The 15,333-nt window shown below is 63.0% G+C and carries 14 protein-coding genes and 1 tRNA gene; 7 read left to right on the top strand and 8 right to left on the bottom strand.

Annotation, left to right across the window (positions count from 1 at the left end):
- Positions 1-3 precede the first annotated feature (3 nt).
- Entirely contained in the window at positions 4-1,161 is a 1,158-nt protein-coding gene (gene rnd / locus M9955_19900) for a ribonuclease D (protein ID MCO5083907.1), read from the top strand.
- A 17-nt stretch (positions 1,162-1,178) separates the two neighbouring features.
- Here the strand turns inward: rnd and ppx are convergent, their stop codons facing one another.
- A complete protein-coding gene (ppx, locus tag M9955_19895; GenBank protein MCO5083906.1) occupies positions 1,179-2,696 on the bottom strand; it encodes an exopolyphosphatase in 1,518 nt (505 codons plus the stop codon).
- The gene (locus M9955_19890; protein MCO5083905.1) at positions 2,693-4,903 is read right to left on the bottom strand and encodes an RNA degradosome polyphosphate kinase; all 2,211 of its coding nucleotides are present in this window, start codon (positions 4,901-4,903) and stop codon (positions 2,693-2,695) included. Before M9955_19890 ends, ppx begins: the two co-directional genes overlap by 4 nt.
- A 143-nt stretch (positions 4,904-5,046) precedes the next feature.
- Between M9955_19890 and M9955_19885 the strand changes: the two genes are divergently transcribed.
- Both M9955_19885 and M9955_19880 read left to right on the top strand, forming a co-directional pair.
- Positions 5,047-5,292 (top strand): zinc-finger domain-containing protein, encoded by a 246-nt coding sequence (locus M9955_19885; protein ID MCO5083904.1) that lies wholly within the window; start codon positions 5,047-5,049, stop codon positions 5,290-5,292.
- A gap of 11 nt (positions 5,293-5,303) precedes the next feature.
- Positions 5,304-6,512 carry an FAD-dependent monooxygenase gene (locus M9955_19880; protein ID MCO5083903.1) on the top strand — a complete coding sequence of 403 codons (1,209 nt, stop codon included), beginning with the start codon at positions 5,304-5,306 and terminating at the stop codon, positions 6,510-6,512.
- An 84-nt stretch (positions 6,513-6,596) separates the two neighbouring features.
- On the opposite strand, the gene M9955_19875 is transcribed toward M9955_19880, so the two are convergent.
- The 4 genes from M9955_19875 to M9955_19860 form a co-directional block, all read right to left on the bottom strand.
- Positions 6,597-7,346: an amino acid ABC transporter ATP-binding protein gene (locus M9955_19875; protein MCO5083902.1), complete on the bottom strand. Its 750-nt coding sequence runs from the start codon at positions 7,344-7,346 to the stop codon at positions 6,597-6,599.
- Between the two features lie 83 nt (positions 7,347-7,429).
- Positions 7,430-8,590, bottom strand: coding sequence for an amino acid ABC transporter permease (locus M9955_19870; protein MCO5083901.1), 1,161 nt, complete (start codon positions 8,588-8,590; stop codon positions 7,430-7,432).
- Between the two features lie 3 nt (positions 8,591-8,593).
- On the bottom strand, positions 8,594-9,784 hold the full coding sequence (locus M9955_19865) for an amino acid ABC transporter permease (protein ID MCO5083900.1): 1,191 nt from the start codon (positions 9,782-9,784) through the stop codon (positions 8,594-8,596).
- A 111-nt stretch (positions 9,785-9,895) separates the two neighbouring features.
- A complete protein-coding gene (locus tag M9955_19860) occupies positions 9,896-10,924 on the bottom strand; it encodes an amino acid ABC transporter substrate-binding protein (GenBank protein MCO5083899.1) in 1,029 nt (342 codons plus the stop codon).
- Positions 10,925-11,296: 372 nt separating this feature from the next.
- On the opposite strand from M9955_19860, the gene M9955_19855 reads away from it, so the two are divergent.
- From M9955_19855 to M9955_19840, 4 genes are all read left to right on the top strand, one after another.
- Positions 11,297-12,472, top strand: coding sequence for a cystathionine beta-lyase (locus tag M9955_19855; protein ID MCO5083898.1), 1,176 nt, complete (start codon positions 11,297-11,299; stop codon positions 12,470-12,472).
- 65 nt (positions 12,473-12,537) lie between these two features.
- A tRNA-Pro gene (locus M9955_19850) sits at positions 12,538-12,614 on the top strand.
- A 379-nt stretch (positions 12,615-12,993) separates the two neighbouring features.
- Positions 12,994-13,764, top strand: coding sequence for an exodeoxyribonuclease III (gene xth, locus M9955_19845; protein MCO5083897.1), 771 nt, complete (start codon positions 12,994-12,996; stop codon positions 13,762-13,764).
- Positions 13,765-13,851: 87 nt separating this feature from the next.
- A complete protein-coding gene (locus tag M9955_19840; protein ID MCO5083896.1) occupies positions 13,852-14,112 on the top strand; it encodes a hypothetical protein in 261 nt (86 codons plus the stop codon).
- Between the two features lie 31 nt (positions 14,113-14,143).
- Here M9955_19840 and M9955_19835 read toward each other — a convergent pair whose 3' ends face one another.
- Positions 14,144-14,341, bottom strand: a complete 198-nt coding sequence (locus M9955_19835) for a hypothetical protein (protein MCO5083895.1) — start codon at positions 14,339-14,341, stop codon at positions 14,144-14,146.
- A 439-nt stretch (positions 14,342-14,780) separates the two neighbouring features.
- A complete protein-coding gene (locus M9955_19830; protein ID MCO5083894.1) occupies positions 14,781-15,233 on the bottom strand; it encodes a hypothetical protein in 453 nt (150 codons plus the stop codon).
- Positions 15,234-15,333: the final 100 nt, after the last annotated feature.

Below are 15,333 nucleotides of genomic sequence, written 5' to 3'. Positions count from 1 at the left end.
TTGATCCACGTCATTACCGACCAGACCGAACTCGAAGACATCATCCGCCGCTTCGAAAACTGCGAATTCGTCACTGTCGACACCGAGTTCATTCGCGAAACGACCTTCTGGCCGGAACTTTGCCTTATCCAGATGGCCGCGCCAGGCCTGTCCGCGCTGATCGATCCGCTCGCGCCGGGCATCGATCTCGCTCCCTTCTTCCGTCTGATGGCCAAGGAGGCGGTGACCAAGGTCTTTCATGCCGCGCGGCAGGACATAGAGATCATCTTCCATCTCGGCGGCCTGATCCCGCACCCGGTTTTCGACACGCAGGTCGCCGCCATGGTGTGCGGCTTCGGCGACAGCGTTTCCTACGACCAGCTCGTGCAGAAGATCACCGGACAGCACATCGACAAGTCGTCCCGCTTCACAGACTGGCGTCACCGGCCGCTTTCTGACAAGCAGCTCGTCTACGCGCTGGCCGACGTCACGCATCTGATCGACGTCTATCGTCACCTCAAGGAAGAACTGGAGCGCGAGAACCGCGGCCACTGGCTCCATGAGGAGATGGAGGTGCTCACGGCGCGCGAGACCTACGATCCGCACCCGGAGGACGCCTGGAAACGCCTCAAGATGCGGTTTCGGAAGCCGATCGAGCTTGCCGTGGTTCAGTCGGTCGCCGCCTGGCGCGAGCGCGAGGCGCGCGAACGCGACGTGCCGCGCGGACGCATCATCAAGGATGACGCGATCTATGAGATCGCCCAGCAACAGCCGCGCGACGCCGTTGCCCTTGGCCGCCTCCGCACGACTCCAAGGGGCTGGGAACGCTCGTCGACGGCTGCATCGCTGCTCGAGGCGATCAACGTCGCGATGGAGATCCCGAGGGAATCCCTGCCGCGCCTGCCCAGGCAGACCTCATCGCCGGAGGGATCGAGCGCCGCGACGGAGCTTCTGAAAGTCTTGCTGCGCATCGTCTCGGAAAAGCATGGCGTGGCCGCCAAGCTGGTGGCATCGGGGGACGACCTCGACCGCATCGCCGCCCAGGCCGAGAATGCCGACGTGCCGGCCATGCATGGCTGGCGGCGGGACGTCTTCGGCGAAGTCGCCCTGAAGCTCATTCGCGGCGAGATGGGCCTGAAGTTCGAGAAGCGCAAGATACGCGTTTTCGACCTTCCCGACTGAGCGAATCGTCGCCGCGTTTATTCCGACGCGACCTCCAGCGAAAGCGGTCGTCCCACCACTTTGGAAAGGACGGCGACACGGCCTTTGGGCCGCTCGCCGTCAAGCCCGGCGAGAGACGCCGGCAGCACGAGCGCCAGCGCGCCGTTCGGCCGCTTCTCCCATCTGAGTTTCGGCATCACCCCGGGCATCGCGGCGGTCAGCAGATAGATCACACGCATCATGGCGCCAAGCAGCCGCGCGCGCTCCAGAAGACGCGGCGATACGAGTTGTCTCAAGGCCGGCGCCACCGCGTCCTCATAGATTCCCTCGTGCCGGAACATGATGGCGAGCGAGATGAAGGCCCGCCCGGGATGATCGATGCCGATGAAGGACGCATGCGAGATGATGTTCAGAGACTGGGTGCCGCGATATTCGGGATGCGCGCGCCAGCCTATGTCGGCAAGCAGGCACGCCGCATGCCGGTAGCGCGCCTCGTCCCCCGTCTCCTCGACACCCAGCACCTCCAGCGTGTAGGCCGTCCACTGCGCGAGCTCATGCGCATGCTCGACCGAACGGGAGCGCAACCGCGCGAGTTCCTCCGCGGCCGAGATGAGAGGATCGGCCCGCCGCTCCTCCTCATCCAGCAGCGAGTAGAGAAAACCCTCGCGCACGCCGAGCGCAGAAACGACGATCTTCGACGGCTTCATCGACGCGATGATCTCCTGTAGCACCAGCGCGCCATAAGGCAGCAACGCCCGGCGGCTCTTGGAGATTCTGTCGATACCCTTGACCTGGCTGAAATCCCCGCGTCCCACCTGCCGCAGGAACGGCGCGGAGCTTTCGACGCCCATTTCATAATGATGCATCACCGCGAGCGGATGATCGACGGTGTTCATGTGCAGGCGCGCGATGTTGCGCCATGTGCCGCCCACGGCGTAGAAGACGCGCCCCTGTCCGCCCTTGAGCAGCTTTGCGCGCGCAAGCTCGCGTTTGGCGATGCGCGCAGCCTCGGCGATGGAACCCTTCGCCATATCCTGCAGGCGAAGGCCGCCGAGCGGCAGCGTGATGCCGTCTCCGATCGCGCGCCCGGCCACGTCGACCAGTTCGAGACTGCCGCCGCCGAGATCGCCGGCAATCCCGTCCGGATCGTGAAAGCCGGAGATGACGCCTAGCGCGGAGTAATAGGCCTCCTCCTTGCCGCTCAGCACCCGGATCTCCGTACCGAGAATGTCCTCGGCGCGGTGGATGAATTCCGGTCCGTTGACCGCCTCGCGCGCCGCGGCAGTCGCAATGACATGCAGGCTTTCCGAGCCGGCCTGCTCCGCAAGGGCGCGAAAGCGCCGGAATTCGTCGACGGCGCGCAGCACCGCTTCCGGATCGAGCTTGCCGGTCGAGACGATGCCGCGGCCGAGGCCGGCGAGCATCTTCTCGTTGAAAAGCACGGTCGGGGAGCGCGCTATCCCCTCATAGATGACGAGGCGAATCGAGTTCGAGCCGATGTCTATGACAGACAGCGGCCGGCGGTCCTGGAGCCGCCCCTGGGAATTCCCGATCATGACCTGGCGACGGCGTTGGCTTTACGCTGGCGCTTGAACTGGGCAATCCGTTTGGGCGCATGCGATTTGAGCGCACCGCCGCGGCCGGACAGGCTCGGATTCGTCATGAAGTACTCCTGCGCGTTGAAGGGCTCCTCCCCCTCGTCAGGCGTTATCCGCCGCGACGTCCCGTCAGCCAATACTTCGAAGCTCTGCTGGTTGTCCACGAGGCTGCCGAGCATGATCTGCCCGAGCACCTGCTCGTGCACGGTCCGGTTGGTGATCGGCACCATCGTCTCGACCCGGCGGTCTAGATTGCGCGGCATCATGTCGGCCGAGCTGAAATAGACGATCGCGTCATCCGAGGGCAGGCCATGGCCGTTGCCGAAGCAGTAGATGCGGCTGTGTTCGAGGAACCGGCCGACGATGGACTTGACCCGGATATTCTCGGAGAGGCCCGGGACCTGCGGCCGCAGGCAGCAAATGCCACGCACGACGAGGTCGATCTCCACCCCTGCCCGGCTCGCCGCGTAAAGCGCATCGATCACTTGCGGGTCGACCAGCGCATTCATCTTCATCCAGATCTGCGCCGGCTTGCCATCCCGCGCGAAGGCGATCTCGTCGGCGATGTGCTTCAGGATGCGGCTGCGCAGCGTGTTGGGGGACATGGCGATCTTCATAGTCTCCATCGGCTCCGCATAGCCCGTGATGAAGTTGAAGATATGCGCCACGTCGCGCGCGATGGCCGGATCTGAGGTGAAGAAGGACAGGTCGGTGTAGATGCGCGCCGTGATCGGATGATAGTTGCCGGTGCCGAGATGGACATAGTTGCGGAACTTGCCGTCCTCGCGCCGCACGACCAGCGACATCTTGGCGTGGGTCTTCAGCTCGATGAAGCCGAAGACGACCTGCACGCCGGCGCGTTCGAGATCGCGGGCCCAGCGTATGTTGGCCTCTTCGTCGAAGCGCGCCTTGAGTTCGACCAATGCGGTCACGGACTTTCCGGCCTCCGCCGCATCGATCAGCGCGCGCACGATCGGGCTGTCGTTGGACGTGCGATAGAGCGTCTGCTTGATGGCGACCACTTCGGGATCGAGCGCCGCCTGGCGCAGGAACTGCACCACCACGTCGAAGGATTCGTAGGGATGGTGGACGATGATGTCCTTCTCGCGGATGGCGGCGAAGCAGTCGCCGCCATGCTCCCGGATGCGCTCGGGAAAGCGTGGATTGTACGGAGGGAACTTCAGATCGTCGCGCGGAATCGAGACGATCTCGGAAATCTGGTTGATGGCCAGCGGCCCGCCGAGCACGCTCACCCTGTTCGGAGGCACGCCGAGCTCGCCGGCGACGAATTCGCGTAGCGCTGCCGGCATCTGGCTGTCGAATTCGATCCGGATCACCGAACCGCGCCGGCGCCGCTTCAGGGCCGTTTCGAAATAGCGCACGAGGTCCTCCGCCTCCTCCTCGACCTCGATATCGCTGTCACGGATGATGCGGAAGGTTCCCGCACCCTTCACCTCATAGCCAGGGAAGAGCCGCGCGATGTTAAGGTTCACCACTTCTTCCAGCGTGATGAACCGCACCGTCTTCTTGCGGTCCGGCAGGCGGATGAACCGCCGGAGCGCCACAGGCAGGCGCAGCAGCGCGTTCATCTCCTCGCCATTCTTGCGATGCCTCAGTTGCAGGGCCACCGAGAAGCCGAGATTGGGAATGAAGGGGAACGGATGCGCCGGATCGATGGAGAGAGGCGTCATCACGGAGAAAATCTGCTCCATGAAATGCTCTTCGAGCCAGGAGCGGTCGTCCTTGGCGAGGCCCGACCCTGCGATCATCTCGATGCCCTCCGCCTTCAGCAGTTGCATCAGGGTGGACAGGCTCCGTTGCTGGTCTTCCTGAAGCCGCCCCACTTCCAGCAGGATCTGGTCGAGCTGCTGTTCGGGCGTGCGGCCGTCGGGGCTCTTCACCGCGATACCCTGTCGCACCTGTCCGGCGAGACCCGCCACGCGCACCATGAAGAACTCATCCAGATTGGCCGCCGAGATCGACAGGAAGCGCACGCGCTCCAGCAGGGGATGCCGGGTGTTCTCGGCCTCCTCCAGCACGCGGCGATTGAACTGCAGCCATGAGAATTCGCGGTTGACGAAGCGGTCCGGGTTCGTCGTCGCCGGGTCAGCTCCTTCCTTGGCCGTGTCTGAAAAATCTGTCTGGGAAGGCCGCAGCGCGGGCATGTTATCCTTGGTCAACTCAGCTTCTCGGTGTTTGGTTAGGTAATCTAACCCCTGTCATGCTTTTGCGACAGTTTCATATCAGGCGCTTGCAAATCAACCACGCCTGCGCCAAACGCATGACGAGCGGTTTCAGGAGACAAGCCATGGCTGGCGGCGCTATCCCGCATTTCCAGAACGATGCAGGGCACAAGCTGATCGAGATCGGCGTGAAGGAATTCATGTGCGTGGGCGCCGATGCGCCGTTCGATCATCCGCACGTTTTCCTCGACATGGGCGACGACGACGAGAAGATCTGCCCTTATTGCTCGACCCTTTATCGCTACGACCATACTCTCAAAGCGACCGAAACGCGCCCCGCCGGCTGCATCTTTCACGAAAAGGCCGCGTAGTCGCACAGGCCATGTCCAGTGCGGCGTCCCGTCAGGTCGTGATCGCGGGTGCCGGGATCGCCGGGCTGACCGCCGCGCTTGCATTCGCCGCGAAAGGCTTTTCGGTTCATGTCTTCGACCGGGCGCCCCGGCTCGAAGAGGCCGGCGCCGGTCTCCAGTTGTCTCCGAATGCCACCCGGCTGCTGGACCTGCTCGGCGTCACCGCGCTGCTGAAGCCCGTGGCGGTGGAGCCGGCCGCCGTCGTCCTGCGGGACGGCGCCTCCTTCGCCGAGCTTGGCCGCATTCCGCTCGGCGCAACCGCGCGCGAGCGCTGGGGAGCGCCCTATCTGGTAGCGCATCGGGCAGACCTGCAAAGCGCCCTGCTGGCGCGTGTGGGGCGTGAAGCCGACATCAGCCTGACGCTCGATGCGCCTGTCCGCGATGCCGCGCTGCATGCCCGCGGCGTCACCGTATCCGTCGATATTGGCGGGCGGCGGCACGAATTCCCATGCCGGCTTCTCGTCGGCGCGGACGGCGTCCATTCGGCGGTGCGCGCTCTGGGCGGGCGATCGGCCGACGCGACATTTGCCGGAGAGATCGCCTGGCGCGCCACCATCGCGGCGGACAGCCCGGCGGGCCGGCCATTCGCCTCCCGCTCGCCGCGCGAGATCAGCGCCTGTCTCCAGCCCGGCTTCCATCTGATCGCCTACCCGCTGCGGGCCGGCCAGACCGTCAATATCGTCGCCTTTACCCACGGCGATTCGCCCGATGGAGCGCATCCGCCTTCGGACGCCGCGTTGAAACGCGGGCTCGCCCGTTGCGCTACGCCGCTCCGGCAGCTTCTCGAAAATACCCCCGTGTGGGCAAGCTGGCCGATCTACCGCGTCGATACGCGGCCCCGATGGACTGTCCCGCAGGGCGTCGCGCTTATCGGCGACGCCGCCCATGCGATGACGCCCTATGCGGCTCAGGGCGCCGCCATGGCGATCGAGGATGCCGTCACGCTGGCCGATGCCGTGGCCCGAAGCCGCGACGACCTGTCGGACGCGCTTTCCGCATGGGAGCGCGAGCGGCGCGAGCGCGTGGCGAAAGCCCGCCGCCGCGCCTCGCTCAACCGGCTTGCCTGGCACGCGGCAGGCCCAGTCGCTCTGGCGCGCAATCTGGTGCTGAAGCTTCGCGGCGGCGAAAGCCTCGCCGCCGATCTGGATTGGTTGTATGGGTGGCGAATGAGTAGCGAGTAGCGAGTAGCGAGTATGAAACGCAGGCGCGTTCCGCTCGCAAGCTCTGTCCGTCCGCTCTGCAGCCTATTCCCTATTCGCTTTCCCTCAATGCAATATCTGCGACAGGAACAGCTTCGTACGCTCGTGCTGCGGGTGGTCGAAGAACTCGACCGGCGTGTTCTGCTCGACGATCTGGCCCTGATCCATGAAGATCACCCGGTTGGCGACCTTGCGCGCAAAACCCATCTCGTGCGTGACGCACAGCATGGTCATGCCCTCTTCGGCGAGTCCGACCATGGTCTCCAGCACTTCCTTGATCATCTCCGGGTCAAGCGCGGAAGTCGGCTCGTCGAAGAGCATGATGCGCGGGTTCATGCACAGCGAGCGCGCGATCGCCACGCGCTGCTGCTGGCCGCCGGAAAGCTGTCCCGGATACTTGTTCGCCTGCTCGGGAATCTTGACGCGGCGCAGAAAATGCATGGCCGTTTCCTCGGCCTGCTTCTTCGGGATCTTGCGCACCCAGATCGGCGCCAGCGTGCAGTTCTCCAGGATCGTCAGGTGCGGGAAGAGGTTGAAGTGCTGGAACACCATGCCAACCTCGCGGCGCACCTCGTCGATGCGCTTCAGGTCGTTGGTCAGTTCGATGCCGTCGACGACGATCTTGCCCTTCTGATGCTCCTCGAGCCGGTTGATGCAGCGGATCAGCGTCGACTTGCCGGAGCCGGACGGGCCGCAGATGACGATGCGTTCGCCGCGCATGACCTTGAGGTTGATGTCCTTCAGGACGTGGAACTCGCCGTACCACTTGTGCATCCCGACGATCTCGACGGCCACGTCGGTGGTCGAGATCTGCATTTTCGACCGATCGACCTGGATTTCCTCGGCGGCGACGGCATTTTCTATTGCCATGTGCTGTTTCCCCTAGCGCCCTTTGCGGGCTATTTGCGATGGCCCGTATCGAGCCGCCGTTCCATATACTGAGAGTAACGCGACATCCCGAAGCAGAACACCCAGAAAATAGCGGCCGCAAAGACATAGCCGGTTTTCGCGGTCTGCGGCGTCGCCCAGGTCGGATCGCCCGAAATGCTCTGCTTCACGACGCCGAGCAGATCAAACATCGAGATGATCAGCACCAGCGTCGTGTCCTTGAACAGGCTGATGAACGAGTTGACGATGCCCGGGATCACCAGTTTCAGGGCCTGCGGCATGACGATCAGGCTCATCTTCTGCCAGTAGCCGAGGCCGAGCGAATCCGCACCTTCGTACTGGCCCTTCGGGATCGCCTGAAGGCCGCCGCGAATGACCTCGGCCATGTAGGCCGACGAGAATAGCGCCACGCCGATCAGCGCCCTCAGCAGTTTGTCGAAGGTCATGCCGGGCGGCACGAAGAGCGGCAGCATGAAGGCGGCCATGAACAGCACCGTCACCAGCGGCACCCCGCGCACCGTCTCGATGAGTATCACCGAGAGCAGCTTGACGATCGGCATCTTCGACCGGCGCCCCAGCGCCAGCAATATGCCGAGCGGCAGCGACACGACGATGCCGACATAGGAAAGCACCAGCGTGACCATCAATCCGCCCCAGAGCGGGGTCTCGACGTAAGGCAGGCCGAACCATCCGCCGACCAGCAGGAAGAACGCCACGAACGGGAAGACCGCGAAGAACAGGATCGCGTTGAGGCGCTTGAACGGCACGCGCGGCGTGAGCAGCGGCACAAGCAGCGCGAGGAAGATTATGCCACACAGGATCACGCGCCAGCGCTCGTCCAGCGGATAGCGGCCGAACATGAAGTAGCCGAAACGGTTGAACACGAAGGGCCAGCAGGCCCCGGACCACCCGGCGGGCAACTGGCCGCCCTGATCGACGGTCAGGCAGGCCGTGCGGTCCGTGCCGCTCCACACCGCGCTGAAGAACAGCCAGTTGAGGATCTGCGGCAGGAACCAGGCTACGGCGAGCAGCGCCAGCACCGACAGCGCCGAGTCGACCGGCGTGGCGAACAGGTTCTTGCGGGCCCATGCCCCCGGTCCGACATGGGAGCGCGGCGCGTCCTGCGCCAGCGCCATTTCGGTCCGTACCCAGGAGAGATCATGTTCCTGCATGGATCATCTCTCCTTCAGCGCCATCTTGTTGTTGAACCAGTTCATGAACAGCGACGTCAGGAGGCTGAGACCGAGATAGACGACCATGAAGATCACAACGACCTCGATCGCCTGTCCGGTCTGGTTGAGGATCGTGCCGCCGATCGCGTAGAGGTCCGGGTAGCCGATCGCCACCGCCAGCGACGAATTCTTCGTCAGGTTGAGATACTGGCTGGTGAGCGGCGGGATGATGATGCGCATCGCCTGCGGTATGACGACGAGCCTGAGCGACTGTCCCGATCTCAGCCCGAGCGCCGCCGCCGCCTCGCTTTGGCCCCTGCTCACGCCAAGTATGCCGGCGCGCACGATCTCGGCGATGAAGGACGCCGTGTAGAAGGACAGCGCGAGGAAGAGCGACAGGAACTCCGGCTTGACGTTGGTGCCGCCGGTGAGATTGAAGGTTCCCTTCTGCGGATAGTCGAGCGTGACCGGAATACCGGCGAGAACGAGGCCGATCAGCGGCAAGCCGACGATCAGCGCAACGCTCGTCCAGAAGACGGGGAACTGCTGCCCGGTCGCCTCCTGCCGGATGCGCGCGCGGCGAGCCACGAAGACGCTGAGCGCGATGCCCACGGCGAGACCCGCGAGCACCAGCCACGCCCCTTCTCCCCACACGAAGCGCGGAAAATAGAAACCGCGGCTGTTGAGAAACGAGCCGAAGGGCAGCGCGTAGCTGTCGCGCACAGCCGGCAGCAGCGCCAGCACGCCCTGATACCAGAACAGGATGACGAGCAGCGGCGGTATGTTGCGGAAAAGTTCGACATAGACGGTGGCGATCTTGCGGATCAGCCAGTTGTTCGACAAGCGCCCGATGCCAACGAGAAAGCCTATGATGGTCGCCGCGATGATGCCGACGATCGCCACCATCGCCGTGTTGAGCATGCCGATGACCAGCGCGCGTCCGTAGGAAGAATCGGAGCTGTAGTCGATCAGCCGGTCGGAAATGTCGAAGCCGGCGCGCCCCCTGAGGAAGGCAAATCCGGTCGAGATGTTGGAACGGCGCAGGTTCTCGATGGTGTTGTCGACGATCCACCAGATGCCGAGCGCCAGAAGGACGATCAGGACGACCTGAAAGACGAGACCGCGGACCTTCGGATCGTAGATCAGGGATCCCCGCGAAGGTTGGTCCGCCTCGATTGTATCGCGTACCGCCACAGGGTTCCCCTTCCTATGACATAAGGCGTGGGACGGCCGGCCTGTTGATCCGCACCGTCCTGCGCCGATGGACCGGAGGAGAAATCCCCTCCGGCCGGCTCGTTCCGCCGGTTAGCGGATGGGCATGCCGTATTGCAGGCCGCCCTTGGTCCAGAGCGCATTGATGCCGCGAGCGATCTTCAGCGGGCTGCCGGTGCCGACGTTGCGCTCGAAGATTTCGCCGTAGTTGCCGGTCGCCTTGACGATGTTGACGACCCAGTCGTTGGACAGCCCGAGATCGGTGCCGATCTTCGTTTCGGCTTCGACGCCGAGCAGACGACGGATATCCGGGTTCTCGGAGTTCTTCATCTCCTCGACATTGGCCTGCGTGATGCCTGCCTCTTCCGCGTTGAGCAGCGCGTAATAGGTCCACTTCACCACGTCGAACCACTTGTCGTCGCCCTGGCGCACCGACGGACCGAGCGGCTCCTTGGAGATGATCTCCGGCAGCACGACGTGATCGTCCGGCGCGGCCATCTGCAGGCGCACGGCGTAGAGACCGGACTGGTCGGTGGTGTAGGCGTCACAGCGGCCGGCGTCGTAGGCGGCGTTGGCCTCCTCGAACTTCTCGAACACGACGGGGTTGTACTCCATCTTGTTCGCCTTGAAGTAGTCGGCGAGGTTCAGCTCAGTCGTCGTGCCGGACTGCACGCAGACCGCAGCACCCGAGAGCTGCAGCGCCGAATTCACGCCCGGCAGCTTCTTCGCGTTGATCATGAAGCCCTGGCCGTCATAGTAGGTGACGCCGCCGAAGTTCAGGCCGAGCGCGGTGTCGCGGCTGATCGTCCAGGTCGTGTTGCGCGACAGGATGTCGACTTCGCCGGACTGCAGAGCGGTGAAGCGGTCCTTGGCCGACAGGCCGGTGAACTTCACCTTGGTGCCGTCGCCGAAGACGGCTGCGGCCACGGCGCGGCAGAAGTCCACGTCCAGACCCGTCCACTCGCCCTTGTCGTTCGGCGAGGAGAACCCGGCGAGGCTGGTGTTCACGCCGCACTGGATGAAGCCCTTGGCCTTCACGTCTTCCAGCGTTCCCGCTGAAGCGACCGACGCCGTCATCCCGACGGCGGCCATCGCCAGCATCCCTGTGAGAATCTTTTTCATTTCCCTTTTTCCCTTCTTTCCAAGACTTGCGTCTTCGTGAGCCCGGTCCCGGAAGGCGGCTTGCCCTTTAGAGGCACAGTCGAGGCCCTTAACACCCGTCCGTCACTCTGCCTTCCCCAAGCAGAAACGATATCGAAGGCGATTATCGCTGCGGGGTCAAGTGCGAATGGATCGCGCGCTGCTTCACGCATCGGCAAAATTTCTTCGGGCTGGCGTCGATCCGAAGGAAACAACTGGCTTGCCAATGCGAAAACTCGACTAAAGGATTACGCGGGCCGGTCGGCTGCACTTACCGATCGTGCGCGCTGGCCATTTGCTCTCGCGGCGCGAATGGGCCAAACACCGCCGACACAACCATCGAACGGATAGAAAATGGCAGAAGCGACCTCTGCGAGCCAAGGCATCAACACGCGGCTCGCCCATATGGGAAACGACCCGCGCGAGTTCTTCGGCTTCGTGAACCCGCCGGTTGTCCATGCGTCGACGGTGCTGTTCGCCAACGCCCGCTCGATGGCAGAGCGCAACCAGCGCTACACCTACGGAACCCGCGGCACCCCGACGACCGACGCGCTGGCGAACGCGGTGAACGAACTCGAAGGCTCAGCCGGCACGATCGTCGTACCGTCGGGGCTGGCGGCGGTGACGGTGCCGCTTCTTTCCTTTCTCGCAGCCGGCGATCACCTTCTGATCGTCGATTCCGTCTATGGTCCCACCCGCCACTTCGCCAACACGATGCTGAAGCGCCTCGGCGTGGAAGTCGAGTACTATGACCCGCGCCTCGGCGGCGGCATCGCTGCCCTGTTCAGGCCGAACACGAAGGTCGTGTTCACCGAATCGCCGGGCTCCAACACGTTCGAAGTGCAGGACATTCCGGCCATCGCCGCCGCGTCCAGGAAGGCGGGCGCGATCGTCATGATGGACAATACCTGGGCGACGCCGCTCTATTTCCGCCCGCTCGATCATGGGGTCGACATTTCCATCCATGCCGCAACCAAGTATCCGGCCGGGCACTCGGACGTGCTGATCGGCACGGTCTCGGCCAACGAAGCCTGCTGGAAGACGCTGTACGATGGTTTCGTGACGCTCGGAGCCTGCTCAGGCCCGGACGACGTCTACCAGACATTGCGCGGCCTGCGCACCATGGGCGTCCGTCTTGCGCATCATCAGAAAAGCGCGCTCGACATCGCGGCCTGGCTGGAGACGCAAGCGGGCGTTGCCCGCGTTCTGCACCCTGCCCTGCCCAGCCATCCGGACCATGCGCTGTGGAAGCGGGACTTCTCCGGCTCCAGCGGCATTTTTTCCATCGTGCTCGACGGCGGTGGCGAGCGTCAGTCCCACGCCTTTCTGGACGCGTTGAAGGTATTCGGCCTCGGCTATTCGTGGGGCGGTTTCGAGAGCCTCGCGGTCCCGGTCTTCCTCGGTGATCGCACCGTCGCCAAAGGCCCCTATGAAGGCCCGGTCATCCGACTTCAGATCGGCCTGGAGGATATCGGGGATCTCAAAGCGGACCTCGCGCTCGGCCTCGCGGCTGCCGCCGCGGCGAACTGATCCGGATCGTTCGAATACGCCTTGCGTTCGGCCCGCGAAGCCACTAGGCAGAGCGCGCAAGGCCCCGGAGTGTAGCGCAGCCTGGTAGCGCACCTGATTTGGGATCAGGGGGTCGCAGGTTCGAATCCTGCCACTCCGACCAGCGAACTAGCTGATATTAAACGGGATTTCGTGGGATTAACCGAGTTCACTCGGTCATTGCCACTCTCGGGGCGTCACCGGGGCGTCACGGCGCGCGAAATTCGCACCGAGTCGCGCTTTTCCCCATTTCGAATCGCAACTCGACCCTGCCTCCTCTGAGACTGCTTCGCACGCTCCACGCTCATGACGTACAGTGAACGGCGCACGTCGGGCCGTGCTGAAATTGTGAACAGGATGCTCCGGGCGGTGAAACCCGACCTACAGGACAGTCCCTGCCCCAATTGACATTTGACTTAATTGACAGAAATCGGGTGTGCGGCCGAAGCGCATCCTAAATCGGCAATTGTTGCCGATTTGCCGCCGTTATGACGCGAACGCCCATGCTGCTTGCGACCTTCAATATCAACAACGTCAATCGCCGGCTGCCGAACCTGATGGAGTGGCTGGCGTTCCGAAAGCCTGACATTGTTTGTTTGCAGGAGTTGAAGGCGCCGCAGGACGGCTTTCCCGAGCAAGCTCTTCAGAGGCAGGGTTGTCAATCGGCCTGGGTAGGTCAGAAGTCGTGGAACGGCGTCGCCATTCTGTCGCGCGGCTCCGAACCGGTGCTCACGCGCGACAGACTCCCGGGCGATCCGGCCGACCAGCAGGCGCGGTATATCGAGGCGGCGGTGAAAGGTATTCTGGTAGCCTGCATCTACGCCCCAAACGGCAATCCTCAGCCCGGACCAAAGTTCGATTACAAGCTCGCCTGGCTGGCGCGTCTCAAACGGCACGCGACGGCGCTCCGCAAGACAGGAGCGCCCATCGCTCTGTTGGGAGACTTCAACGTCGCCCCTACGGCGATCGACATCTACCCGACAAAATCCTGGAACGACGACGCCTTGGTTCAACCTGAAAGCCGGGCCGCATTCGCCAGCCTTGTCGGTCGCTCATGGGTCGATGCCGTTCGGGCAAAGCATCCAAAGGACAGGGTCTACACTTTCTGGGATTACAAACGACAGCGCTGGGAGCGAGATGCCGGTCTGCGTCTCGATCACGCGCTTCTAAGCCATGGGCTCGCCGAGCGGCTTAGGGATGCAGGAGTGGACAAGGCGTTTCGGGGAAAAGATGGAGCAAGCGACCACGCTCCGGTGTGGATTCGTCTCGAATGACCTTGCGGCCCGCCCGTTCCCTCCCCTCATCGCCACCGTTGACGTTTCGCCGCCTCGGACCACATCTTTCTCCGTGGAGGAGCGCCCATGTCCAGCATCACGCCCCAGCCCAAACTGCCGAAGCTGATCGTCGTCGTGGCCTTCGACGAGGACGAGGAGGGCGAACTGCAGATCGCGTTCGGCCCGGCAGAGCAGATGAGCGAGGATCGGGCGATCAGGACCGCGAAGGCGCTGGTCGACAAGCATGCCGGCGTGCTGGCATGGTCGCGTGAGGCCAATCCGCAGCTTGGCGAATACGGCGAGCCGACGATCCTTTTCGAGCATGGGCGGATCGGGGATATGGAATGAGGCAGCGCCCATCCGTTTCGGATGAGAAAGCCTACTCCGCCCGGCCCATCAGTTCTGCGATCAACTTCTCTTCGGTGTCGAGACCCGACTGAAACAGGGTCACGATGGTGGCTGCCCGCGCATGACGCTCTTCATAGGTCGCGTCGGCGGGCGTCATCGCATCCAAGACCCTGGTCAACATGTCCAGATCGCTGGATGAGAGATATCCGTATTCATCGTATCGCCGCATGCTGTTGCCCCTCAATGCTGGCGACATATCTCGCCGAGGCGCATGATCGTGGCAATAGCCATCAACGCAAAAAGCCGCCGCGCCCGGACGGGAACGCGGCGGCCTTGGTGGTGGTAAGCCCGGTGTTGCGACCGGTGGCGCAGCGGCGCGAATTTTCACATAATCGCCAGAGCAGGCACCCTCAAAACCTTCAAAACCCCTCCCTGCAATCGCTGAAATCGGGATCGGGGCTTGCGACACTTGCGACGTTTGCGACACTTTGGCCTATGCTCCGGCAGGCTCCCCTCCCTTTAGGGGCTAAAGAAACGCCTTGGCTGCCTCCGGTAGATGGCCTTTACCCCTACCGACAAAACCGACTTAACCGACAAAACCCAGCCTCACCCCCCCCCAATGACAAAATTGACTTAAATGACAAAAATGACAGTCCGTAGGGCAGGAGCTAGCGAGCGGAATCAGCGGTTGGCTCGGTGGCAGCGAGTAGAACTGGGACGGGTACGAGTGCGTCAATCAACTCGGATCCCGAATGGCCAAACCGCGCAAAGATATTGGAGCAGTCGATTGGCCTCGGCTCGTCTGCACTCGCTGCCTGCGATTTGGAATTCTGATTGATCTCCATAAGCATCGTTGGCGTGGTGCTGGACCCTGCTGTCGCCAAAATGTCCATAAGCCTACGATCATCTACGAGATAACCGGGGCAGGCTCTGGAAACATTGATGACCAGAAGCACTTTCGCCTCAAGACCGCGCTGCTGTCTCGCCTCTTTCAATGCCTTCAGATCAGGCTCCGGCAAACCCATTTTCTGGAACTGTTCGAGGATGAGCTTATCCTCCTGACAGTAGGCCGCAGGCATCACTGTCATGAACAAAGCAACGGCGATAGGTATCCTACGCATTGCCCTCATCCTCCAACGCCCGTTAATCTCCCATATCGTCCTGCTGGTGGCAATTCGTTCCAAATGGCGTTTACGAAGGATCGCATGGAGTAAGTCCAGA

This window comes from Rhizobiaceae bacterium (genome assembly GCA_023953845.1).
Taxonomy (GTDB): domain Bacteria; phylum Pseudomonadota; class Alphaproteobacteria; order Rhizobiales; family Rhizobiaceae; genus Arvimicrobium.
This window is presented reverse-complemented; position numbering and strand designations above follow the sequence as displayed.

Bases quoted from the DNA above. Each gene is read 5' to 3' on its own strand.
- M9955_19875 (MCO5083902.1), bottom strand. From the start codon at position 7,346: ATGCAGATCTCGACCACCGACGTGGCCGTCGAGATCGTCGGGATGCAC.
- ppx (MCO5083906.1), bottom strand. From the start codon at position 2,696: ATGATCGGGAATTCCCAGGGGCGGCTCCAGGACCGCCGGCCGCTGTCT.
- M9955_19830 (MCO5083894.1), bottom strand. From the start codon at position 15,233: ATGCGTAGGATACCTATCGCCGTTGCTTTGTTCATGACAGTGATGCCT.
- M9955_19860 (MCO5083899.1), bottom strand. From the start codon at position 10,924: ATGAAAAAGATTCTCACAGGGATGCTGGCGATGGCCGCCGTCGGGATG.
- M9955_19885 (MCO5083904.1), top strand. From the start codon at position 5,047: ATGGCTGGCGGCGCTATCCCGCATTTCCAGAACGATGCAGGGCACAAG.
- M9955_19890 (MCO5083905.1), bottom strand. From the start codon at position 4,903: ATGCCCGCGCTGCGGCCTTCCCAGACAGATTTTTCAGACACGGCCAAG.
- M9955_19840 (MCO5083896.1), top strand. From the start codon at position 13,852: ATGTCCAGCATCACGCCCCAGCCCAAACTGCCGAAGCTGATCGTCGTC.
- M9955_19880 (MCO5083903.1), top strand. From the start codon at position 5,304: ATGTCCAGTGCGGCGTCCCGTCAGGTCGTGATCGCGGGTGCCGGGATC.
- M9955_19855 (MCO5083898.1), top strand. From the start codon at position 11,297: ATGGCAGAAGCGACCTCTGCGAGCCAAGGCATCAACACGCGGCTCGCC.
- xth (MCO5083897.1), top strand. From the start codon at position 12,994: ATGCTGCTTGCGACCTTCAATATCAACAACGTCAATCGCCGGCTGCCG.
- M9955_19870 (MCO5083901.1), bottom strand. From the start codon at position 8,590: ATGCAGGAACATGATCTCTCCTGGGTACGGACCGAAATGGCGCTGGCG.
- M9955_19835 (MCO5083895.1), bottom strand. From the start codon at position 14,341: ATGCGGCGATACGATGAATACGGATATCTCTCATCCAGCGATCTGGAC.